At 39.7% G+C, this 23,743-nt stretch carries 25 protein-coding genes and 2 other RNA genes; 22 read left to right on the top strand and 5 right to left on the bottom strand.

The genetic code is table 11. The features are described from left to right. Positions 1-24: 24 nt before the first annotated feature. Positions 25-672, bottom strand: coding sequence for an RNA chaperone ProQ (gene proQ, locus QQS40_RS09905; protein WP_289901856.1), 648 nt, complete (start codon positions 670-672; stop codon positions 25-27). A 169-nt stretch (positions 673-841) separates the two neighbouring features. Between proQ and QQS40_RS09900 the strand changes: the two genes are divergently transcribed. Continuing rightward, the gene (locus QQS40_RS09900) at positions 842-2,095 is read left to right on the top strand and encodes a paraquat-inducible protein A (protein WP_289901855.1); all 1,254 of its coding nucleotides are present in this window, start codon (positions 842-844) and stop codon (positions 2,093-2,095) included. Next, complete coding sequence (locus QQS40_RS09895) at positions 2,079-4,736, top strand: PqiB family protein (RefSeq protein WP_289901854.1); 2,658 nt, start codon at positions 2,079-2,081, stop codon at positions 4,734-4,736. Before QQS40_RS09900 ends, QQS40_RS09895 begins: the two co-directional genes overlap by 17 nt. Before the next feature lie 71 nt (positions 4,737-4,807). Here QQS40_RS09895 and QQS40_RS09890 read toward each other — a convergent pair whose 3' ends face one another. Both QQS40_RS09890 and QQS40_RS09885 read right to left on the bottom strand, forming a co-directional pair. Further along, entirely contained in the window at positions 4,808-5,353 is a 546-nt protein-coding gene (locus QQS40_RS09890) for a KdsC family phosphatase (protein WP_165819669.1), read from the bottom strand. Next, complete coding sequence (locus QQS40_RS09885; protein ID WP_289901853.1) at positions 5,353-6,288, bottom strand: KpsF/GutQ family sugar isomerase; 936 nt, start codon at positions 6,286-6,288, stop codon at positions 5,353-5,355. The genes QQS40_RS09890 and QQS40_RS09885 overlap by 1 nt, the downstream gene beginning before the upstream one ends. Positions 6,289-6,412: 124 nt before the next feature. Between QQS40_RS09885 and rnpB the strand changes: the two genes are divergently transcribed. Further along, positions 6,413-6,789: RNase P RNA component class A (rnpB, locus tag QQS40_RS09880), an RNA gene on the top strand. Between the two features lie 87 nt (positions 6,790-6,876). On the opposite strand, the gene dinB is transcribed toward rnpB, so the two are convergent. Further along, positions 6,877-7,944: a DNA polymerase IV gene (dinB, locus tag QQS40_RS09875; protein WP_289901852.1), complete on the bottom strand. Its 1,068-nt coding sequence runs from the start codon at positions 7,942-7,944 to the stop codon at positions 6,877-6,879. Between the two features lie 108 nt (positions 7,945-8,052). Further along, positions 8,053-8,535: a hypothetical protein gene (locus QQS40_RS09870; RefSeq protein WP_289901851.1), complete on the bottom strand. Its 483-nt coding sequence runs from the start codon at positions 8,533-8,535 to the stop codon at positions 8,053-8,055. A gap of 108 nt (positions 8,536-8,643) precedes the next feature. On the opposite strand from QQS40_RS09870, the gene ssrA reads away from it, so the two are divergent. From ssrA to relB, 19 genes are all read left to right on the top strand, one after another. Continuing rightward, positions 8,644-9,009, top strand: a transfer-messenger RNA (tmRNA) gene (gene ssrA, locus QQS40_RS09865). A gap of 286 nt (positions 9,010-9,295) precedes the next feature. After that, the gene (locus QQS40_RS09860) at positions 9,296-10,540 is read left to right on the top strand and encodes a tyrosine-type recombinase/integrase (protein WP_329505090.1); all 1,245 of its coding nucleotides are present in this window, start codon (positions 9,296-9,298) and stop codon (positions 10,538-10,540) included. 90 nt (positions 10,541-10,630) lie between these two features. Continuing rightward, the gene (locus QQS40_RS09855; protein WP_289901808.1) at positions 10,631-11,473 is read left to right on the top strand and encodes a hypothetical protein; all 843 of its coding nucleotides are present in this window, start codon (positions 10,631-10,633) and stop codon (positions 11,471-11,473) included. A 188-nt stretch (positions 11,474-11,661) separates the two neighbouring features. Then, positions 11,662-11,871 carry a helix-turn-helix transcriptional regulator gene (locus tag QQS40_RS09850; protein WP_005594653.1) on the top strand — a complete coding sequence of 70 codons (210 nt, stop codon included), beginning with the start codon at positions 11,662-11,664 and terminating at the stop codon, positions 11,869-11,871. 10 nt (positions 11,872-11,881) lie between these two features. Further along, positions 11,882-12,142 carry a helix-turn-helix domain-containing protein gene (locus tag QQS40_RS09845; RefSeq protein ID WP_329505087.1) on the top strand — a complete coding sequence of 87 codons (261 nt, stop codon included), beginning with the start codon at positions 11,882-11,884 and terminating at the stop codon, positions 12,140-12,142. A gap of 13 nt (positions 12,143-12,155) precedes the next feature. Further along, positions 12,156-12,608, top strand: coding sequence for a hypothetical protein (locus QQS40_RS09840; RefSeq protein WP_297567630.1), 453 nt, complete (start codon positions 12,156-12,158; stop codon positions 12,606-12,608). A 24-nt stretch (positions 12,609-12,632) separates the two neighbouring features. Continuing rightward, complete coding sequence (locus tag QQS40_RS09835) at positions 12,633-12,944, top strand: hypothetical protein (RefSeq protein WP_297567628.1); 312 nt, start codon at positions 12,633-12,635, stop codon at positions 12,942-12,944. A gap of 77 nt (positions 12,945-13,021) precedes the next feature. Next, entirely contained in the window at positions 13,022-13,408 is a 387-nt protein-coding gene (locus QQS40_RS09830) for a terminase (protein ID WP_329505084.1), read from the top strand. 459 nt (positions 13,409-13,867) lie between these two features. Beyond that, on the top strand, positions 13,868-14,641 hold the full coding sequence (locus QQS40_RS09825) for an antA/AntB antirepressor family protein (protein WP_329505082.1): 774 nt from the start codon (positions 13,868-13,870) through the stop codon (positions 14,639-14,641). A 167-nt stretch (positions 14,642-14,808) separates the two neighbouring features. Continuing rightward, positions 14,809-15,234: an ArsR family transcriptional regulator gene (locus QQS40_RS09820; RefSeq protein ID WP_118861001.1), complete on the top strand. Its 426-nt coding sequence runs from the start codon at positions 14,809-14,811 to the stop codon at positions 15,232-15,234. Between the two features lie 980 nt (positions 15,235-16,214). Then, positions 16,215-17,069 (top strand): host cell division inhibitor Icd-like protein, encoded by an 855-nt coding sequence (locus QQS40_RS09815; protein ID WP_329505078.1) that lies wholly within the window; start codon positions 16,215-16,217, stop codon positions 17,067-17,069. After that, positions 17,062-17,433 carry a hypothetical protein gene (locus QQS40_RS09810; RefSeq protein WP_005656483.1) on the top strand — a complete coding sequence of 124 codons (372 nt, stop codon included), beginning with the start codon at positions 17,062-17,064 and terminating at the stop codon, positions 17,431-17,433. Before QQS40_RS09815 ends, QQS40_RS09810 begins: the two co-directional genes overlap by 8 nt. After that, the gene (locus QQS40_RS09805) at positions 17,426-17,629 is read left to right on the top strand and encodes a hypothetical protein (RefSeq protein WP_329506787.1); all 204 of its coding nucleotides are present in this window, start codon (positions 17,426-17,428) and stop codon (positions 17,627-17,629) included. The genes QQS40_RS09810 and QQS40_RS09805 overlap by 8 nt, the downstream gene beginning before the upstream one ends. Then, positions 17,616-18,104 (top strand): hypothetical protein, encoded by a 489-nt coding sequence (locus QQS40_RS09800; protein WP_329505069.1) that lies wholly within the window; start codon positions 17,616-17,618, stop codon positions 18,102-18,104. The genes QQS40_RS09805 and QQS40_RS09800 overlap by 14 nt, the downstream gene beginning before the upstream one ends. Continuing rightward, entirely contained in the window at positions 18,097-18,393 is a 297-nt protein-coding gene (locus tag QQS40_RS09795; protein ID WP_329505067.1) for a hypothetical protein, read from the top strand. Before QQS40_RS09800 ends, QQS40_RS09795 begins: the two co-directional genes overlap by 8 nt. 84 nt (positions 18,394-18,477) lie before the next feature. Further along, complete coding sequence (locus tag QQS40_RS09790) at positions 18,478-20,670, top strand: DUF927 domain-containing protein (protein WP_329505065.1); 2,193 nt, start codon at positions 18,478-18,480, stop codon at positions 20,668-20,670. A gap of 651 nt (positions 20,671-21,321) precedes the next feature. After that, entirely contained in the window at positions 21,322-22,650 is a 1,329-nt protein-coding gene (locus QQS40_RS09785; protein ID WP_128787827.1) for a Fic family protein, read from the top strand. 165 nt (positions 22,651-22,815) lie between these two features. After that, on the top strand, positions 22,816-23,163 hold the full coding sequence (locus QQS40_RS09780) for a type II toxin-antitoxin system RelE/ParE family toxin (RefSeq protein ID WP_048953973.1): 348 nt from the start codon (positions 22,816-22,818) through the stop codon (positions 23,161-23,163). Further along, positions 23,160-23,468: a type II toxin-antitoxin system RelB family anti-toxin transcriptional regulator gene (gene relB, locus QQS40_RS09775; RefSeq protein WP_048953974.1), complete on the top strand. Its 309-nt coding sequence runs from the start codon at positions 23,160-23,162 to the stop codon at positions 23,466-23,468. Before QQS40_RS09780 ends, relB begins: the two co-directional genes overlap by 4 nt. The last annotated feature ends 275 nt before the right edge of the window (positions 23,469-23,743 follow it).

Here is a 23,743-nt window from a genome sequence, read left to right as displayed (position 1 = left end):
CTTATCCCGATAAGAAATAAATTATTAGGCAAATAAACGATCTGCGGTGACTGTCATCACTAAACCATTTTCAAGTTCTACGCGTGCGCCATCTTTTTCCAAATTTAATACGGTCGCATTTTTTGCTTGCTCACCAACTTTTACTTTAACTTTACTGCCAGTAGAAAGTGTCGTGAAATCAACCGCACTTAGTTTCACTTGTGGTGCTTTCGGTTTGCGAGTTGTTTGATTTGTATTTGGTTTACGAGCAGGGCGTTTTTGTTGTGTTTTTTTCGCTGCTAATTCTGCTTTGCGCTTGTCTGCAAATTTTGCCTTTGCCTCAGCTAATTGCTGAGCCGCATGAGAAACATGTTCTGCATCTAAGACACCTGCAGGATTGCCGTATAAATCCACACGCTCAGCACCTTCGCGACAGCCGTGTAAATAGCGCCAGTTAGAGGTGTATTGACGTAAAGCCTGACGTAATTGAGTTTTGCTGACACGTTCATCATCTTTTAATGCTTCAGCAAGATCTTGGAAAAGACCAATTTTTAATGGTTTAGCTTCACCTTCTGCAATAAAGCAAAGTGGGAATTTTTCCACAAGATATGCAATGATCGCTTTTGTATCAGTTAATTTTTGAATGCCTTCAGCACTATTTTCAACTTGGGCTTCAACTTGAGAATCTGTCATTTCTGCGTTTTCCTAGGATAAAAAATAAAAACTTGCACAGTTTACCGCACTTTTATAAGAATTGACAATGGCTGGACAGAATAATTCCGTTTCTAGCTCAAATGTATAACTTTACAAATTCCCTTAATTCAGGCTAAAATAGTCCACTTTTATAATTTCTCAAAACATAATGACAAAAACACCTGATTTTTCTCATGCCACTTATAAACTCGTGCGTTGTATCGGATGTGATGCAACGGTGTCTGTTTGTCGTCCGCAAGAAGGTGAGTATGCGCAATGTCCGCGTTGCCATCATAAATTGCAATCGGGAAGTCGTTGGTCTCTTAAACGTTGTTCATTAATCGCCCTTTCTATCTTAATTTTAATGCCATTTGCTTTAGGTTATCCTTTATTGAGCTTAGATTTACTGGGTACTAAAATTGATGCTTCTGTTTGGAAAGGGATTTGGAAAATGGCAGTAGAGGGATATTCCTATACTGCATTTATGATTTTTATCTGTGCTGTTTTAATGCCTGTCTCTTTTGCGATTTTAGTCATTATGTTGCAGCTTTCTAAATTACTCAAAATTAAGCCTCGTAATGTCTTATTATTTTTGGGTTATATTAAGCCTTGGGTCATGTTTGACGTGTATTTAGTTGCACTCGCTGTTACCATGTTTAAAGTGCGCGAATATGCCACGTTAGAAGTAGATGTATATTTAATTGCTTTTGTTTTTACTGCACTTTTAACCACTTTATTGTTTATTAAAATTAATTTAGATGACTTATGGCATGATTTTTATCCCGAGCAGAAACCCGTTACTCAAAGTGATAAGCCGTTAGTACTTTGTACAGCTTGTGATTACACTTTTTTAAAAGAAGATCAAGAATATGATCACCGTCATCGTGCAATTTGTCCTCGTTGTGAATCAGTTATTGATATACCCGATAGTATTAAGTTACAGCGAGTTTGGGCAACATTAGTCTCAGGGGTTATTATGCTTTTTCCCGCAAACTTACTTCCTATATCAGGTGTTTATTTAACAGGTAGTCTATCAGAAGATACTTTAATGTCTGGTGTTATTTCCTTTGTTAGTATGGGCAGCTATTTTGTTGCCTTCGTGGTATTCTTCGCCAGTGTTTTTGTTCCAATAAGTAAAATTCTCATTATGGTATACTTGCTTGCGAGTGTACATTTTAAATGGCGACATTCGATCAAATGGCAAATGCGGTTATTACATATTGTTCATTTTGTAGGACGTTGGTCAATGCTGGATCTTTTTGTGTTAGCTTTGATGATGTCTCTAGTCACACGCGGACAGATTATTAATTTTACTGTAGGCCCTGCCGCATTTTATTTTGGTGCAGCCGTGTTTTTAACTATGATTTCAACTTCTCAGTTTGATAGTCGATTAATTTGGAAAATTTATGACAGAAAACAATAAACCAGAATCTCAATCTATTGATGAGCAATATAACAATGTGGAAGCGTTATTACGCAAGAATAAACGCATCTCACCGTTTTGGTTGTTGCCTTTTATTGCATTATGTATTGGTGCCATTTTATTTTTCCAAATTGTGCAAGAACGAGGGAAGACTATTACGATCACGTTTTCCAATGGCGCAGGACTCGTTGCAGATAAAACGCCTATACGTTACCAGGGTTTGCAAATCGGTGTTGTGAAGAAGGTTAACTTTACCGACAACATGCAAAAAGTGAAAGTTGAGGCTAACGTTTATTCTGAAGCCACCGATGTGTTAAAGGAAAATACCAAATTCTGGCTTGTCCAACCAAGTGTGTCTCTTGCAGGGATTTCAGGTTTAGACTCTTTAGTATCAGGAAATTACATTACGCTTCAACCGGGTGATGGCGATTCAGAAGATGAATTTATTGCTGAAGAGCAAGGCCCTATTGCACAAGTCAATCCTGGCGATTTGCTCATTCATTTAATTTCAGATGATTTAGGCTCAATTTCGATTGGCGCTTCCGTGTATTTCAAAAAAATGCCGGTCGGGAAAATTTATGATTACCGCTTCAATAAAGAGAATAAAGTAGAAATTGATGTGGTAATTGATAAATCTTTTGCACATTTTGTGAAGAAAGATTCACGTTTTTGGAATATTAGTGGTATTAACGCAAACATTAATTCATCAGGGATGCATGTGGCAATAGAAAGTTTAAATTCTGTGGTGCAAGGTGCGGTATCATTTGACTCGCCAGCAGATAGCACACAGGCCGTTGCAGACAGTAATTACAAACTTTACTCTAATTTACAAGCAGCCAAACGAGGGATTGAAGTAAGTATAACAATTCCGGTCACAGCGGGTTTACAGGCAGAGCAGACTTCGGTTTATTATGGTAATGAACCGGTAGGTATTCTTTCATCTTTAAGTGCGGTTGAAAATAATGAAGAAATTTTAAAAGGCACATTATTAATTGATCCAAGTCAAGCTAGCCTGTTAAAAACAAATACACGTATTGTGTTAAAAAATCGTAAGTTAGATTTGGGTGATGTGGCTAATCCGAAAAAATTCTTCCGTGGAGATTATTTTGAAATTATTCCGGGTAGTGGAGAAAGCAAAACGCAATTTGATGTGATTCGAGAATATGAGTTATTACTCAAAGCACCGAATACTTTAGTCTTAACTTTAACCGCACCAGAAACTTATGGTATTGCTGAAGGGCAATCGGTGTTTTATAACAATATTGCCATTGGTCAAATTGTGAAGCAGCACTTAAATGTTGATGGTGTGAAATTTGAAGCGGCAATTGCGGCGGAATACCGCAATCTTATTCATGAAAATACTCAATTTGTGGCAGCCTCTAATTTTGATGTCAGTTTTGGTATCGACGGATTACGTTTTGAATCAGCAATGCCATCAAAATGGCTACAAGGTGGGGTGAGAGTATTACCCAAAAAAGGAAGTGGTGCCCCACATTCAAGCTATCCACTTTATAAAGATATTAGTAGTGCAGAAACGGGCATTACGGGTAATTTGGTAAATCCAACTATAGTATTACATTCGACTAATTTACCAAGTATTAGTAAAGGTTCAATCGTGCTTTATCGTCAGTTTGAAGTAGGTAAAATTATTAACGTAAGACCGAAAGCCAATAACTTTGATATTGATGTGTATATTTATCCGGCTTATCAACATCTTCTGACAGATAAAAGTGTATTCTGGGTAGAAAGTGCAGCACAAATTGATATTACGCCAAAAGGTATTAGTATCCAGGCATCACCGGTTGCGCGATCATTAAAAGGTGCAATAAGCTTTGATAATACAGGTTCAGGTAAAAATAAAACGCTTTATCCAAGTGAATTGCGAGCAAAATCAGCAGGGCAAGTGATTACGTTACTCACAGATGATGCAACGGCTTTAAGTAAAGGAATGAGCTTACGTTATCTTGGTATGAATGTGGGTGAGGTCGAGCAGATTGCTCTTGATCAAAAGACAAACCGTATCACAGCGAAAGCATTAATTAACCCAAGTTATATGGGGATGATTGCAAAAGAGGGTACTGTATTTAAAGTGATTTCCCCACAAATCTCAGCGGGTGGAATTGAAAACTTAGATAGCCTTTTACAGCCTTACATTGATATTGAGTTAGGCAAAGGTCCATCAAAAACACAGTTTAATTTAGCACAAACTGCACAACCTCGAAATAAATACAGCAATGGCGTGCCATTTATTTTGGAAACCAGTGATGCGATGAATTTAACGGAAGGCTCACCAGTGCTTTATCGCGGTGTTGAAGTGGGAACCGTTCGTAAGTTTGAATTGAATTCTTTAGGCGATCGTGTGTTGGTACATATTGCGATTACACCGAAGTATCAACATTTGGTACGTAAAAATTCAGAGTTCTGGGTTTCATCGGGTTATGATTTCAACCTTGGTTGGAAAGGCGCAGAGTTTAATACTGGTAGTGTACAACAATTGTTAAAAGGCGGTATTTCGTTCTCGACTCCATCGGGTACGATCGTTCAACCACAAGCAACGGCAAATCAGCGCTTTATGTTACAAGTGAAGAAACCCGCTGAAGCACCGACTTGGAATTCAGGTGCTTTACCGGCAAATCAATAAAACATAAAAAGAAATAACCGCACTTTTGAATAATCAAAGTGCGGTTATTTTTTTAGGTGTTTTGAGGAGTGCTATTGGCCCATATTTTTGACGGATTTTAAAAAACCTTTGGCTGAAGTATAGACTTCATCTTTGCCCTGAGCATGTAAAATCATATCAGACATTTCACGGAATGCACCTTTTCCGCCGCCAAGTGAAAGCACATAATCCACAGCATTTTGCACATAAGGTGCAGAGTCTGCCACAGCAAAAGAAAGGCCACAGGTTGCAAAAGCGGGGAGATCGACACTGTCATCACCAATATAGGCCGTTTGTTCAGCAGTAACACCAGCTTGTTTCATGAGATCTAAACAAGCACTTTCTTTTTCAAGCTTACCTAAAAAGAACAACTTAATTCCGAGATCACTAATTCGCTTACGCAGAATCGCCGAATCTCTGCCCGATAATACGGCTACTTGAATACCCGCATCCATCAACATTTTGACACCAAGCCCATCGCGCACATGGAAACTTTTAATGGCTTCGCCATTTGCATCATAATGGAGTAGTCCGTCAGTTAATACGCCATCAACATCGGTGATGACCAATTTAATTTTCTTTAATTTTTCGTTAATCATTAGCTTGAGAACTCCACTAAGCCCACAACATTATTTTCATCATTGACCACAACAAGAGAGTGAATTTTCTTCTCTTTCATTAAGTCTTCTGCTTTTGCTAAGAATTCATTTTCATGAATAGTTTTCGGTGACGAGGTCATCAATTCTTTCGCGGTTTTATTAAGCGTGTCAGCTCCGTTAGCCGTTAATGCTCGGCGCACATCACCATCGGTAATAATACCTTTAAGTTGTTGGTTTTTCATGACTAATGCCACACCCATACGACCTTCATTCATAATAGTTAAGCAATCAGTGAAGCTGGTATCTGGTGTGGTAATCGGTAGGCGAGTTTGCATTTGATCTTTTACTTTGCATAACAAACGACGACCAAGGCTACCACCCGGATGGAATTTCGCAAAATCAGCTGGTTGGAAATGACGCGCAGTAATCAATGAAACCGCAAGAGCATCGCCTAAGGCTAACGTGACTAACGCAGAAGTGGTTGGTGCGAGATTGTTTGGGCAGACTTCACGCTCTACCGTGATATCTAAAACATAATCCGCATGGCGAGCAAGCGTAGAGTTTTTATTGCTGGTTAAAGCAATAATTTTATTACCAAAGTTTTTCAAACTTGGAATGAGCTTATTTACATCATCTGTCTCACCGCTATAAGAAATCAGCATCACAATGTCGATCGGTTTTAGCATACCTAAATCGCCATGAAAGGCTTCAGTCGGGTGAAGGAAGAAACTTGGCGTCCCTGTAGAAGCAAAGGTCGCCACCATTTTTTTGCCAATTAGCCCCGATTTACCAATACCACCGATGACTAAACGACCTTCGCAAGTAAGGATAAGATCGACAACTTGAGAAAACGCATCATCCAAACGTTGGCTTAGTTGAGCGAGCGCTTGGCTTTCAACGGAAAGGGTTTCTCGTGCGATTTGTAAATAATTCATAGGAAATCCTTATGATAAAAGTGCGGTTGAAAATAACCGTGTTTTGTAGGGCTATTTTAACGGAAGTTATTAAAAATAAGAATGAAAATTTGACCGCTCTTTGAATTCCCCCTATACTACGCCGCGAGTTGGTTAGACAATCGCTGGTTTATTGAAGCCCTTAACCGTGTTCGCACGACCTAGTGGGACAAGTAAACGAGAGGAAAGTCCGAGCTACAAAGGGCAGAGTGCCGGATAACGTCCGGGCGGCGTGAGCCGACGACCAGTGCAACAGAGAGCAGACCGCCGTGAAAACGGTAAGGGTGAAAGGGTGTGGTAAGAGCACACCGTGCCGTTGGTAACAACGTGCAGCAAGGTAAACTCCACTCGTAGCAAGACCAAATAGGAACTCAATGGATGGCCCGTCCAGAGTTCGGGTAGGTTGCTTGAGCGGCAGAGTAATTTGTCGCCTAGAGGAATGATTGTCCACGACAGAACTCGGCTTATCGACCAACTCAACAAGTTCATCAAAAAATGACTGCACTTTTGTTTTTTAGTTATCCAACTCGGGATGGAATGAATAAAAGTGCGGTCATTTTCTTTTGTGTTTTACCACAAGCTCATTTGTTCTAAATGGCTTTCTTCTGGTAAATTCACGTGTAATCCAACGAGACGAATGGATTTCCCATGGCTACGTTGCCAAATTTGTTCCAGTAATTGCTGAAAGCTTTTTAACGATAAAGTTAGGCCAGTTTTTTCTAAGGTTGTCACCTGAAAATCTTCAAATTTTAATTTCACCCCAATTTTGCGAAAAGCGGTTAAAGGGATATTCGGCGCGCTTCGTTCAATGCGACGAATAAGCTCGGTATAGAGATTATCTAACAATGCTATGCCTTGTTCGAGATGACGAACATTTTCGGATAAAGTGCGTTCTACGCCGATAGATTTTCTCTCCCGATGCGCTTGAATTTCACGATCATCAATGCCATGGCTAAAATCCCAAATTCGCTTGCCCATTTTACCGAAGATATTTAACAAAATAGATTGGTCGAGTTTTTGCACATCTTCGCAAGTTTCTAGCCCCATTTTCAATAAACGTTCAGAGGTGACTTTCCCCACACCAGGGATTTTCTTCAATGGTAACGTTTTTACAAACTGCTCAACTTCATGAGGTTTAATCACAAATTGCCCATTCGGTTTATTCATATCGGAAGCAATTTTGGCGAGAAATTTAAGGGGAGCCACACCAGCAGAGGCAGTCAGCTTTAATTCATCAAAAATGGCTTGGCGAATTTCTTGTGCGATCCAAGTGGCGGATCCTGAACATTGTGTACAATCCGTAACATCTAAATAAGCTTCATCTAAGGAAAGTGGCTCAATAATAGAAGTGTAGCGTTGAAAGATATGATGAATATGTGCGGATACCTGTTTATAAAGGGGCATATTAACTGGCACTAAAATTAGATTCGGGCATTTTTTGATAGCTTGTGCTGTCGGCATCGCACTGTGCAGTCCAAATTTTCGTGCTTCGTAATTACAGGTAGTGAGTACACCACGTTGTCGAGAACTTCCCCCCACCGCGACAGGTTTTCCCTGTAGCGTTGGATTTTCACGGATTTCAACAGAGGCATAAAAGCAATCCATATCAATGTGAATGATTTTTCGGGTGGAATTCATAGTTGAAGTGCGGTCAAAATTAGGCGTGTTTTTAGTATATCGAAAAGAAAATAGCTGTTCAAGTATACAGTTGTTAAAAGCCCGCATTGCGTGGGCTAGATAAAAGAATTAACGATCAGAAAGGATAGTTTTATCGGAGAATTTTACAATACGTTCAATCGTATAAACGTCAATTTTTTCTTGTTGATTCATAAAGGCTTTGCGTGCGTCTTCAGCCAGTTGAACAAACGGGATTTGCAAATTAATATTTAAAGATTTACCTGGTTGTAATGGGCTTTGTAAATTGATTTGCATATCTTGGCTGTAAATAACTTTACGGTTATTCACATACACGCCTACCCATTGAATATTTTGGATTGGCTTTTGCCCAATGTTAGTGATTTCATGTTTGAATGCACTTAATGCTTGACCATTTTCATCAACCACCATTTCACGGTTACCAATATTGATGGCAAGGTATTTGTCGATGTTATCACTCGCTTTTGCTACTTGTTGGGTTGCTGGTGTCGCTTCTTTTGCAATAACTTGCGTGTTAAATGCTAAACATAATACACCTAATGAAAGTGCGGTCAGAGATTTTAATGTTTTCATTGATTTGATTCCTTATAAAAAAGTGGCAAAATTTTACCTTGACTTTCCTGATTAATAAATAGCATCTTTTCCTTTCTTGAATTTTTTGATAAAATACAAAAGAATTTTGGGGCTGATTTTGGATTCGACGGGATTAGCGAAGCCCAAGGTGCACGTCGAGGTGCGGTAGGCCTCGTAAATAAACCGCAAAAAAATAGTCGCAAACGACGAACAATACGCTTTAGCAGCTTAATAACCTGCTCATAGCCTTCGCTCCCCAGCTTCCGCTCGTAAGACGGAGATAAAGCGGAGTCAAACCAAAACGAGATCGTGTGGAAGCCGCTGTTTGAGGATCGAAGCACTAAATTGAATCAAACTAGCTTAAGTTTAGCGTGTCTGTCCGCATGCTTAAGTGAAATTAAAGACGAGACTAAACGTGTAGTACTGAAGGTAGAGTAATTTCGGACGCGGGTTCAACTCCCGCCAGCTCCACCAAATAACAATCCAAAGCAAACTTATCAAATCCTAAAAGCCCTTGAAAATATTGACCTCAAGGGCTTTTTTATATCCTAAGCATTCCTATCCAATCCTATAAAATCCTTGAATTTTAGTTATACGTTTAGTTATACTGACAGCCGTATAACAAAATCGATATAACTAAAATCGCACAAAACCTGTTAGAAAAAAGTGTTAACGATGTTTTAGCTATACCCGATTTTTAAAAGTCTGAATCGCCGTCTAAGTTATTTAGAACAGTTTTCAACTCTCAGAAAGAAACAATATGGCACGCATAATTACACCGCTAAACAGCACGAAAATAGACAAAGCCAAGCCGCAGAAAAAGGAATTTACCCTATCCGATGGCAAAGGGCTTTATCTGTTGGTTAAGCCCAATGGGGCTAAGTTATGGCGGTTTAACTATTACAAGCCTTTCACGCAACCAAAGAAAAGGGCGTTAATTGGCGTTGGCAAATACCCTGATATTTCTTTACAGCAAGCAAGAGCAATTAGAGATGAGTATTTATCTTTACTTGCGCAGAATATCGATCCAGCAATCTATCGCCAACAGCAAGAACAAGCGAAACAAAATGAGCTGAATAATACCTATGAAGCGGTGGCGTGGGCGTGGCTTGAGTATCGCAAAACCAAAAAGAACTTTTCAGATAATTATCAAAAAGACGTTATAAGCCTGATCAATCGTTGCTTATTGCCACATTTCGGACATTTACCTATTTCCCAAATTACCGCGCCAATGGCATTAAAGGCATTTAAGCAGTATCAAGATGAAGGGCATTTAGAAAAGCTCAAACGGACGATTCAGAAGCATAACGAGATCATGACTTACGCCCTACACCGAGACTTAATCTCTTTTAATCCAACGGCAAATATCGCAAAGGAATTTGACAGCCCAACGGTTGAACATTTTAAAACCCTTAAGCCTGAGGATTTAAGCGAATTTATGTTCACGCTACAAAACGCTCAGATTCACTTACAGACGCGTTATTTGATTTTATGGCAACTGCTCACCATGACAAGACCGAACGAAGCAGCTACGGCGAAATGGGCGGATATTGACGAGAAAAACAGGATATGGACGATTCCAGCGGAGCAAATGAAACGTGGCATTGAACATAGAATCACGTTATCACGGCAAGCCCTAGCCCTGTTAGGACAAATTAAAAAATTGAGTGGCGGAAAAACTTACCTCTTCCCGAGCGTAAAGAACCCACAATCCCACGTTAATACGCAAACGGCAAATGCCGCGATTAAGCGAATGGGCTATGCCGGTAAATTGGTGGCGCACGGTTTACGCAGTATCGCCAGCACCTATTTAAACGATCAGGGCTTTAATAGTGATTTGATTGAAGTGGCACTATCACACCTCAATTCAGACCGGGTAAAAACTGCCTATGACAGAGGGGAAAAATTAGAACAGCGATTCAAGCTATTACAGGCATGGGCGGATTTTGTAGAACAATCCTCACAAGGCACTTTGCCGCAATTTCACTTGAAGATTGTGGCTTAGAGACTGATGAAACATGAAGTAAAGTGCGGTCGTTTTTGACGGCGTTTTACTGCTTACAAACACCTTAGATTAAACATTAAGATTGAACAGATGGAAAAACTTTATAAACTAAAAAAATGGCTCACTATTGATGAAGCCGCCCATCGATTAAGTATTGAGTTAGGCGAAGATGTAACTAAAGCTGATATTTTCCAATTAGCATCGGATGAACAACTTAGAATTTCAGTTAATTTTCCTCATGATTGGGATGGAAAAATTTGCCATGTTACAACGGATGTTGAATTAGCTTCAAAATTTAAGGAAATAACCGGACTTGAGGGAGAGGTTGCCAAAATATATGAGTATGAGAAATGTAATTCGGACGAATTTATAAAAGTGTATCCTGAATTATACCTCCTCAAAGCTGGAATTTATGAAGTTAAATTAATTGGAAATTCTAAAATTGATATTGAAAATGCATTTAAATTCGAAAGAAACTTAAAACTTACCCCAACTTATAATTTGGCGGGTTTTTATGTGTTTACAAATAACGGAATTGTAATAGAGCGTCAAACTGTTGTTGATGATATACCTTATATAGAACTGGATGGGCTTGAACGTGTCAATAAATACAAAAAATTTCATTATCCCTGTTCTGGAATAAAAGAAATTGATGGCGCATTTTTTGTTATTCAAACAGAGCATTTAAACCAATTTTTAGCTAGTTTAGATAGTGACGTAGATTCCAATAGCAAATTAGATTTAGATAATGCTATGTATCTATTAGGCGAAGTTTTACAGATAATAGGTACTAGAGCAAAGAAATGGACACAAAGTGAAATCATAGACAAGATTTTAGAGCGCCGCCAAAATGAAAATATTTCTGCAAAAGGCTTAAAACAACGAACAATCGAAGAATATTTTGCCAACGCCAACAAAAGACTAAAACCATAATCCACTAACGCCCATTTCAGGGCGTTTTTCATATCTGCTAAAAATCCTTAAAAATCAATCCTATTTTTTCGTAACGAAAATATCTTTTTCGTTGCGATGATTCAATATTTTCACTTTTCTACAATCCACTCCGACACAACAAAGCCCCAAACGGCTTTAACCATTCCAACCAGTACGGAGTAAACACAATGAATCAATCAGATCGTATTATCCGCCGCCTTGACACAATGAAAATGCTAGGCGTAAGCAAATCCACCTTTGCCGATTGGCAAAACCCTAAATCGAAACGTTACCGCCCGGACTTTCCAAAGAAAATTCAATTAGGGGTTAATTCAGTCGGTTACTTGGAAAGCGAAATTAACTCTTACATTGCCAAGCTGGCAGAAGCAAGAGCATAGGAGGGCGTTAATGATTATTTCCACCACCAGCACAGGCGAACAACGCCGATTCACCATTGAACGACTGAGAGAGCGCCCGTACAGCACTAACGAACTACGCCAAATGGGCATTTATTATCCACCGGCACGAATTAAGGAACTCAGAGATAAAGGCTTTCATATTGATACCTTTTACCGCAAAGAAACCGATTCAAGCGGATTAGCGCACCGTGTGGGCGTGTATGTACTGCACCAAAATGAAGTAAGCCAAAATCATCAATATAACGACTAAGGAGAAATTAAAAATGACCGATTGCAAAGACTGCACAACAGAACAAGGGCGCAAAGATTTAATTAATACCCCGATTTCAATTACTTATTCAAAGGCGCAATTTCCACATTTAACGGTAACTTCTGAAGATTGGGGGGTAAATACCGTTTTATGGCTTGATGTGGGCGATTTTCTACCCTTAGGCATTGATGCTGACACGATGCAAGAGGCGTTGATCATGATTGCTTTTCTTCAACAAAGCACAAAAGCCACGTTACTGATTGATGAAAAAATGCAACAAGAACTTACCGCACTTTCTGAAAATGGCATTGCATTTAACCCGATGAAAAAAGGAAATGGCGCACTCATTCCACTTGCTGAAATCCTTTCCACTGATACCAAACAAGAAACCATGCGGCACCTTGAACAACAATTTTGCCAAGATGAAAAACTGACATTTACCGAAATGGGCGGAATGTTGAATTAAACGAGCAAGGAGCGATTGAAAAAAATGACTAACACAAATCAACAGACCAACACCGAAAAACGCGAGTATGCAACGCTATGGAGTATTTACCGAGCTATTGAGGAAACTTACGAAATAGCAGATGCAACATTAGATGGCAAAATTACCAAAACAGCCACCACCGAAGATGGGGAGAAAGTACAAATCCCATTCACTCACAAAGACGGCTTAGAGTTTGTTTTAGATAGGTTAAGTGTAGTGCTATCAGATATTGACGACTTAAAACGGCAAATCGAAGTGTTGGCTATTCATCAAGAACATAGAGCTGATACGAATTATTTACCGCTGGTGGATTAACAAGAGTTTTCGGAGCAGTACGCGCGCGCGAGGGTGCGTCCAAATTTGGGCGCTGGCCAAAGAGGGGGGATTTAAAAATGAGTTACGGAAAAGAGATAGAAAGCCAATTTGCGAAAGCCTATGCGCGAATGGGTAACGCTACGCATGCTTTATTGGCGGTTCTAGGTGATGAGCGAGCTAATCGAATGAAACCGCACACACTACGAGCAAGAGCCAGTGACCTACTGAATCATTGCCGAGTATGGGAGCAAATCGAGCAGGAAAAAGCAGAGATGCAACAACGTGGGGAGACCTTACCTCATTACAGGGGAAGAACATGGCGGGCGGATTTGATCAGTGATGAAGTCTATGAGCCGATAAAGATACCGCCCCGCCCTGTTGTTATTCCTCGTGGAATGAAAGGGTTGTTTAAAGAGATGGGGCGGTTAAAAAGATCCACTATGAAAACCCTGACATTTTTTTAATTGGGAACAAAAAGATCCACTAATAAAAGGGTAAGTATTTAATGAAATGCACCATAGCAAAAAACAATCTTTTTCTACTTAAACAAGCCATTCAACACTATAGAAAATCGCATCAAATCTTCACGTTTATGAGCCTATACAGCGATAACGAGCCATACCCGATAGATGAGGTCATTCAAGTGTTAGAACAGCGCCTTGTAGCGATTCAGTGCGAAATAGACAACTTCACGAAGATGACGGCAGGACTACGGAAGAACGAGCGATTAGAAACGAGTTTTTACACCACGAAAAAACACTTAGAGATGATGAGAAAAAGAAAACAGGAGATAGGCGATTAAAAACTTAGATTGTTCAGAGGATTTTAGACGGCTCAATTTCCAGCCGTCCTATTATCAGAATGAACAAAATAAACGCCAGCCAATGTACCAAACAGCGCAAAGCAGCGTAAGGAGATAGACAATGAAAAATAGAATTGAACTAGATTTATCGGAGCTTGATACAAGCAAAGCAGAAATTATCAACCTATTAGCCAATCCGCAGAACCGTTTTAATGGCGCGAGCGGAATCAATGCCCGAGATGTGCACCGATTCTTAAAAGTTGGGAGGGATTATTCCACATGGATTAGAGCCAGAATCAAACAAGCAGGCTTTATCGAAAATCAAGATTTTGTGGTTGTAGAAAATTTGAGCTCCCCCGAATTGGTGAGCGCAAATAATGAACAGCTTTCACCGATGGCACGACCGCAAAAGCTGATTGATTATATCGTTTCTTTAGATATGGCAAAGCACCTATGCTTAATGGAAAAGAACGAAATAGGGCGAGCAATAAGACAGCATTTTATTGAGGCTGAAAAACAGCTAAGAACTTCATCACCTGCCATATATAAAAACACCCTATCAAAAACTATAGAGCGATTGGAAAGCATTGACCGAAACAAGGAAATGACTGATGCAATTAAGGCTCAACTAGTGCGTGCAGGTGTGAAACCTAAAGCCTATCACTACAGCCAAAATCAAGAAATGCTAGATAGCCTTGTTATTGGTTCAAATGTGCGGAAATGGAAAGCTAAACACGGCATTGTAGGCAATGTTCGAGATGCGCTTGATGTATCGCAACTGAAACTATTAAAAACATTACAAGCAACGAACACAGCCTTAATCAATCTTGATATGAGCTATCACGAGCGTAAAGGCAGATTATCCGAGCTGGCAGAGCGTGAAAGAGCGGAATAAAGGAGAAACACAATGAATGACTTTACCGAGATGATTCAATTTCTAATCTTTATCGCCTTATTGCTGGTGGCTTTTAGCCTTGCATCAACCCTATAAAACAAAAATGCCTATGCTTTCACAAGAATGGGCATAGGCAAGATTAAATATCAATTGAACGAGTTTATTATATGAAGAGTTACGCAGAAAGAAAAGGCAGAAGTTCGAAAAAGAAAAATGAATTTAAGCGATTCACAAATGGCAGCACTTACTCGATGTTACGCCATGATATGATCAACAGTAAAGAAGTCGGACAGTTAAGTCTTGCGGCACGATGGGTATTAATGAGGATGATAGGGCTTTACAACAAAATCAATAATGGTGACTTATCCGCTCCACTGAATAAAGCTAAAGAAACCTTTGGATTATCTAAGCCGGGATTGAAAAAAGCACTTGATGAATTAAGTGAAGCCGATTTTTTGGAGGTCACTCGACAAGGTGGCAAGAATCAATGTTCGCTTTATGCCTTAACGTGCTTTCCGCTAAATGATGTGAACAAAGCAGGTATTTCAATTAAAGCAACTGAAAGAGCGAGCGATAAGTGGAAGAGGTATTGAATTTGTGTGAGCCAAAATTTTTTTGTCGAAGACCAAACTGTATTTATCGTTCATTTTTTCAATAATTTTACAGATAAAAAACACAATAAAAAAACATAGCCTATGGCATATAATATATATAGGTGTTAACTCAGTTAACCTATGAGACGAAGAAAAATGCTCTGACAGGTAAACTCAGTTAACCTATAGACCAAAACATTGATTACAAAATAAACAAACTGGTTAACTCAGTTAACATCATTGGTTAACTCAGTTAACATCAAAAAATCTAAATTATCTTGTCTAAGATTAGGTAGTAGCATAAAACTTGGAGCATTTAAAATGAATCTATTAATTCAACAGGCTAAAAGTTTAGCTATTCAATTACACGCAGAGCAAACAGACAAAGCTTGAAAGCCTTACAATGCCGATGGCAAGACGGCAGGTCGCTACTCGTTACACTAAGTCAAAATAACTTCATTTCTCGGTGCATATCTCAAGGCAAAACAGCTTATACAGTTCATAACCACCAGCTAAATATAGATTTACCTATAGCGATAGTTGATGGGGCTAATAATGCCGACTCTGCACTAATGCGCATAAATGGCGATAAAACGCTCACAGAGCGAGAAAAACTAGATACCCTAATAATCCTACTAACTACCTATAAAAAAACCTCTATGGCTCATTTGGGTGGGTTTAATGACATATTTCAGGAGTGGGATATAACCAGCTATGAAAATTTAGATGATTTACCACTTTGCGGAATTAGTTCCTGAAAAAGTAAGCGCAATGCTTATTATCAAATGATGAAACTCTAAAAGAAAAAGAAGCCATAAACTCACATAGTGCTTGGTTCACAACTGGCACCTGCTTAACGTCCGTAACGTGCTATGCCCTATCGTTTATGGCTTGAGGATATTCTAATTATTCTTCCTGTTCTGTGAAACCTCTTTACAACCTTATCACAAAATGGCATTATTTCCTCGCAATCAGAAAAAGTGATTGTCAGCCGTGAGAAGCTGAATTTATACAAGGCGAACGATAGCACGCCATTAAACCGTGCTTTTTTTGTTCGTAACATTCGCACACCTCAAAATAAATTGCGGATTTTGTTTCAACATTTATCAACAATTTATTCTTCAATGGTAGAGCGTAATGAGCCGTCTATGACGGGCTGTCTTCCTTGTATGGCAGTTTCTCACCTTGTTACGTTCTACCGCCCGACCGTGAGAAGTCTAGCGGTAGTTCCTGAAAATTTATACAAGGACACCGCAGAAATGATCTACAAATTTCTTTGCGTCAATCGCACACAAGCGCATTTTAACTTATGCGTCATATCTCTTAATTCCACCACCGAAGAACAGGCACGCTTGAGCCTATCTGCTGATTATCGTTTTATTGCGGTGGTGGCGAGAATCAATCCTCAAAACAACCGCACTTTAGCGGTACGCTCTCCTCTTTCTGTAAATAATCACAGCTTGCCGAAATGTGAAGATACAGGTAGTATTGAAAGCACTACTACTATCGAGGGCAACCGCAACCCTTATCAATGCGGTATTTTTTTACCTAAAATTCATTCCTTGCACGTTCCTAAAAAATTAGGCACGTTGTCTTATATCGAATTTGCGGTACAGATGATAAGCCGAAATAAGGCGGAGTTTATCCGCACGAATAAGGCTAGCCGTTCGATAGCGGTAGTTGAGTCTGTATCGCACCCATTTACGGGCGATACTCTTACATTAACTAAATCTATCGGAAATCCAACAATGAAAATCTACCCCAAAAACAACCGCACTTTAGCGGCACTTCCTACCCTTTCTGTATCTTCAGCACAAGGGGGCGCAAATGTTTAATCAATCAATTTTATCTGCACTACAAGAAATAGCGGAATTTAATGACATTAACAACTATAAGCAAATCCCTGTACCAATAAGCAAGGAAAAATTAACAGACTTGTGCAATGAATCTGAAATGTTATGTGAATCTATCGAATATGGATTGATGCACTTAGGCGACTTAATGCAAACATTAGGCAATCTTGCCGACACAGAGCAGGATTTTACACGCGAGGCAATGAGTAACGATAACGTGAAACATATCGGGGGATTAATCAAGGCAAATGCCTATCTACTCAATGCGTTAAGAGAAACCGCTAGCTTAAGCGAATATTATCTTGCTGGTGGCTTAGATGGGGAGATTGAAAGAAATGATGATTAATCAAGTGAACCTACCCTATCAATTAATCTTTGTTTATGACGATGGCGACCAATTCATAGCAGGCGAATATGGCACGCTTAGAGAGGCGTTACAGGCAAAAATCAGATGCAAGCACGAAATAGGGCAAACCGATATTTTAGGTCGAGTGTTAGAAGTGATCACGGTTTTGAAAGGGGGAGAAAATGAAACCAACTAATGCAATGGCACAGCTTGAGCAGTGGAAAGCTAACCATAAAGCCACCAGCAACAACGAAACCAAAAATGAATCGGTTAAAAATACGCAAGGAAACGCACGTAGCGAGGTTAAAAGCAAACTATACGCTAATCCCTTAGCCTTTCAATTTGCCCAGCTTACACGCCAATTTAAGCTGATTTTAGACAGTAACCAACGTTGTTTAGACGTTTACCCCGATGATTTTCATCATAAGCTAAAAATGCGTGATGAAATGATGGACTTAATCGACCGATTAAAAGCTGGTGGCAAGCTCTTTAATGCGCTGGCTAAATCTCAAGGGATAACATTTTGCCGAGACAATCAAATTACCCTAAAAGACTTTAATCAAGCTAACGGCTATTTGATTCATAAGTTTGAAGAAGTGATCACACAAATAAACCGCCTCAATATTGAACGAGTTAAGAGTGAGAGATTACAGGGGGTGAGCAATGAGTAAAACCGCCTTTATTTTAACGGCTGGCCATCACGTTTTTGAGGATGCTTTTATGCCGATTGTTATCGCAATGCGAGAAAGCAAAGGGGATATTTTAATTCTTCATCGCGCTTATACCCTGCAGGGGAAACTTACGAAGATTAAGGAGATTAATTTAAATCACTACACGCTAGAAATTAGCTTAGGCAATGCACGCGCACCCCCTTATTCACGCAGAGGGGAAAAGAGAACCTGCAGGTTTAGAGGAGGCGATTGCACCTTTCAAAACACTCTACCCTACTGCACAAATTAGAGTGATTCAGTTCAAGGACGCATTTTTATTTAAGCAATGTGCGGGAATTGGATTAGGGATTGATGCAGCGCAAGGGGGCAAGAAATGGCTAAATTAATCAATGCCCCTTACGCTAAACAGCAAGACCCCACAGGTCAAAGTCTTGTGACTATCTGCATAGGCACGCAAGCACAAGCCATTGCAAAGCATTTTAATGAAATGGGTAAAAGTGCGGTAGAAATAGAGCTAGAAAACACACTCGGCGAGCAAGGGAAATTATTTCCTTGTGTGGTGGTGGATAGTGAGATTTTAGAGCAGATAGAAAGCTATCGCATTGCGCCTAAAAATACCCAGTATATCCGCTTAATACAGGCAAATAATGGCGTAGCACTCTCAAATGAAACGCTTGAGCGAATTTATTTAAATATCGTGCAGACCACCAGCGCAGAGAGTGTTATTTATTGCAATGAGGCGGGCGAATTACTGGATGATGTAAGCCGATATATTCAACGGCTACGCAATGGTGAAACCTATCATGGGGAAATTAAGCCAATTTGTGAACCTGTCCGAGATAATCACCAGCCCTACACCGAAAAACGCAAAGAAAACGGCGTAGAGGGGCTTTTTAGGGTTGTGCCGAAGTTAGACAAGGACACGGGCGAAATGATGGATAAATGCGAATGGTTGGCTGATTGTGTTGATGTAGTGGGGATTGGACTTTCCGAGAGCGATTATTTTTCAATGCTTTCATTTCATGCACAAGGCAAGCCCGAGCCGATTTTAATTGCTTTACCATGGGCGGATATTGGTGAGCGTGCAGGCTGGCAATTACTCAAACAAAACGGGTTAAGAATTACCAATAGCCAACGCTTAAAACCGCATTTAGCGGATTTTCTGCAAGATACCCAGAACAAGCCGATTTATCAAATCGTGAATGAAACGGGTTGGCAATCAGACTTTAACGCCTACGTGCTGCCGAGTGGCGAAGTATTGGGGCAACCTGAACGCCCTATTTATTTCGACAGCAAATCAGCCACCAGTGCAGGCTATCAAGCCAAAGGCACGTTAAGCGACTGGCAGAGGGAAATAGGGCAATATCTACGAGGCAATCATTCAATGATGCTAGGCGTGGCTTGTTCTTTATCTGCCCCGTTGATTGGCTTAATTGGGGCGGAAAGTTTTGGTGTGCATTTGTTCGGTAAATCCAGTGCAGGAAAGACCACCATAGCCAATATTGCGAGTTCAATTTATGGAGAGCCTGATTTAATCCGTTTATCGTGGAACGGAACAAGCCTAGGATTGATTAACGAGGCTTCTGCGCGTAATGATGGCTTTATTCCTCTTGATGAAATCGGACAAGGGGCAAGCAAAAAGCACGTAGAGCAAACCGCCTATGCGTTATTTAATGGTGTGGGAAAAATACAAGGTGCAAAAGACGGCGGAAACAGAGAACTAAACCGCTGGCGGATTTTGGCATTTTCTACGGGTGAGCAAGATTTAGAGCTTTATTTAAAACAAGACAATATCAAAACTAACGCAGGGCAATTAGTCCGCTTGTTAAATATCCCCATCACGCCTACTAGCACGTTTTATCATTTTGGCAATGGTAAAGCCCATGCCGACCATTTGAACGCAATGACAAGGCGTTACTACGGCACAATGGGCAGAGCGTGGATAGAATGGTTACTTGAAAATAAAAGTGCGGTAGCGGCTGAATATGAGCGTTTAAGCGAACAATGGCAAGCTATGCTACCAAATGACGCAAGCTCACAAGTAAAACGAGTGGCAGGGCGATTTGCCATTTTAGAAACCGCTTTACAGTTGGCCACGCATTTAACGGGCTGGGAAACGAGCGAAAACAAAACCGCACTTCTGCACGAATTTAACGAATGGATAAATGAATATGGGCTACATTCCCGAGAAGAAAAGCAAATCATTGAGCAGGTGAATGGCTGGCTTTTACGCAATGGGGCAAGATTTCTAGATTTTCCTTTCAATCCAAATCAGAAAGAACCGAACGACACGGCAGGTTATCGCCAGTTAGCCGACAGCAAAGAACAGCAAGATAGCGATAAATATTGGGTATTTCCGCAAGTTTACGTTCAAGATGTTATTAAAGGCTTTAATGAAAAACAGGCAAATGAAATCTTATTGGGTGCGGGAATGTTGATACAGGGAAAAGAGAGAGGTCGTAAATACCTCAACCGTTTACCCAAAACAATAAGCGGAGGAAAAACTATCCGATGTTATGTACTGGAAATCTTAAACGAGGACGAGGAAAGCGAAGAAATGGAATAAAAAGTCTATTTTGAAAGGTGCAGGCTATCAATAATAAAGAGCAGATCATAATTGATTTGCTCTTTTTTTTATTTCACCAACGGAAAAAAACAAAAAAATTTTTTCCGTGTGTAGATGAGTTAAAAAATATTGGGCATTTTGGGCACGAAAACAACAAAATATAAATATATCAATAACTTATAAAAAATAGCGTGCCCAAATTACCCCTTTCCGTGCCCAAAAATAGGCTTTCCGTGCCCAATTTTAGGGCTTCCGTGCCCAGTCAAAAAATAATCAATCTTTCACCGTGCCCAATTTGTGCCCAGCCGTGCCCAGTGCATTGGGCACGAAAATCGCATTTAAGTTATTGATTTTAAAGGTGCGTGCCCAAATGCCCAGCGTGCCCAGTGTTTTTTAGTTATCTATACACTTTTTTTATTTTTTCGGTGGTGGATAGCTATGGTTGATCTATAGGTAAAACTTTACTAAAACGTGGTAGAGGTAAGAATAAGGCTTTATGCAATGCATTGAGCCTTTTTTATTGAGTTTTGTCAGCAGTACGCGCGCGAGGGCAATCCAAAATATCCCGAAATATACCTGCAGGTATATATAGACAAATTTTTAAAAAAATGCTTAACTAACGCAATATTTAAAAATTGCGTTCCTTGAGTTATGAAAGTATCTAAACCCAAACCACTTATAGAGCTATTAAAAACAGAGCTTACACCTGAAAATATCCTTTTAATGAATCAATATAAAGCTATTGATGAAAAGGGACGTTATTTACATTGGGATAAATTTAAGCGCATTTATACAAAAAACACCGATTTTGCGTGGCTAGCTACAAAATTAAGTCGCGGTGCATTACTGAATCATTTTTCTATTGGGCAGTATGATTTTTCTTATGCTGTCCCTACGACTTTGCAAGCCTTGTTACACTTCATTGATAAAACCTCAGGTGGAAATATTGGCGTAAATAATCTTACGGGGTTAAGCCAAAGCGAGCAGAATAGATTCTTGTTAAAATCACTCATTATGGAAGAGGCGATAACGTCCGCACAACTTGAGGGGGCGGTAACTACGCGTAAAGTAGCTAAAGAAATGCTAGAGAAAGCGCGGAAACCAAGCAATAAAGATGAAATGATGATTGCCAATAACTACCACTTAATGAAACAAGCGATCGCATTAAAAAACACCCCGCTTTCAATGGAAATGATTTTAAAGCTTCACAGGACAGCAACACTACAAGCAATAGAAAATAATGCAATAGCGGGCGAATTAAGGGGGGATGATGAAATCTTTATTGCAGATTATGACGGAAATATCATTTATCAACCGCCTAAATCAACAGATTTACCCAATTTAATGCAATCCCTTTGTGATTTTGCTAACACCAATCACAACGGCATAGATGCAGAATTTATTCATCCCGTAATTAAAGCAATGATACTTCATTTTCTTGTTGGATTTATCCACCCTTTCGGAGATGGTAACGGCAGAACCGCACGTGCCTTGTTTTATTGGTTTATGCTAAAAAATGGCTACTGGTTGTTTGAATATATTTCTATCAGTCGGTTACTGAAAGAAGCACCAGCTAAGTATGCGCGCGCATATCTGTACACAGAAACTGACGATTTAGATTTAACTTATTTTCTTTACTATCAAGCGGAAATTATTCAAAGAGCAATTACCGATTTAGAAAAATATATCAGTGATAAACAAAACAATTTCAAAGCCTTTAGTGCTGCTATTGCACAATTTACAACAAGCGTTACACCTAAACTAAATGATAGACAAGTGCAGCTACTACAAAAAGCATCAAAAGAAACGGGGGCTATTTTTACAGCTAAGGAAATAAGTAGAGAGTATGACATAACCGAAAACACCGCACGAAAAGATTTGAAACGCCTTGCTGATTTAAATCTATTTGGGCAATTAAAAAATGGGAATCAGATAGGCTACATTACGCCTAGCGACTTATTAGCACGCTTAAAAAAATAGAATAATTAATCAAGGATAAATAAAGGCTTGATGCAGTACATTGAGCCTTTTTTATTGAGTTTTGTCATCAGTACGCGCACGCGCGCGAGGAAATGAGCAATAAAATATTTACTTCATACCCTTAAAGCGTATAATGAGCAGCAAATAATATTTAGCCTATTTATCGTGAAACTATCGTTTATTGAATTACCGCCCTTTGAGCGTTATAGAAAAGCACATTTATCTGATGATGAATATCGGACTTTTCAGAATGAGCTATTAGAAAACCCCGAAAAAGGCGATGTGATACAAAATACAGGCGGATTGAGAAAGATTAGAATTGCCGATAGTGAGAGAAATAAAGGCAAACGTGGTGGCGCAAGGGTGATTTATTACTACTTTTTAGACGGTGCGCAAATATGGCTTTTTAGTGCTTACGGAAAAGGTGAAAAAGCAGACTTAAACGAAAGCGAGAAACGCGCATTTAAAGTTGTATTAGAGAATTTGAAAGCAATGGCAAGGGGGAAAGAATGAGCCGTTTATTTGATGATTTAATGGAAGGCGCGCAAGCTCTTGAGCAACATTTACAAGGTAAAATCACACTCCGCACAGAAACGCGCGAACGAATCGAACCCGCAAGCATTACGGCAGAGGAAGTGAAAGCAATTAGAGAGAAATTAAACCTTTCTCAAGCTGTCTTTGCGCAGAAGTTACGAACCAGTGTAAGAACCTATCAAGGCTGGGAGCAAGGTAAAACCAAACCTAGCGCACACGCCTCTTTATTGTTGCGTATGGTGGATAAAGCACCGCAAACCTTTGAGCTTATCGCTGGGATATAATAATCAATCATCAACGCTATTAATGATAGAACGCCTACTTTTAGGCGTTTTTTTATTGAGTTTTGCGACCAGTACGCGCGCGCGAGGGGTAAAATCGCTATGGGCTTACCTGTCAAAACCGTACATTCAACTCAATTTTTACAACCGCAAAATTAAGATTTTATGATGACAGATAACGGCGACTAAAAACGGACTTATTCCCCATTGAATAAAAGGTACTCCTGAAGGGATACCCTTTTCCACGGGGTAACGGGCGCGCGGAGATTGCCAATTTT

It is taken from the genome of Haemophilus parainfluenzae, from assembly GCF_036288925.1.
Classification (GTDB): Bacteria; Pseudomonadota; Gammaproteobacteria; order Enterobacterales; family Pasteurellaceae; genus Haemophilus_D.
This window is presented reverse-complemented; position numbering and strand designations above follow the sequence as displayed.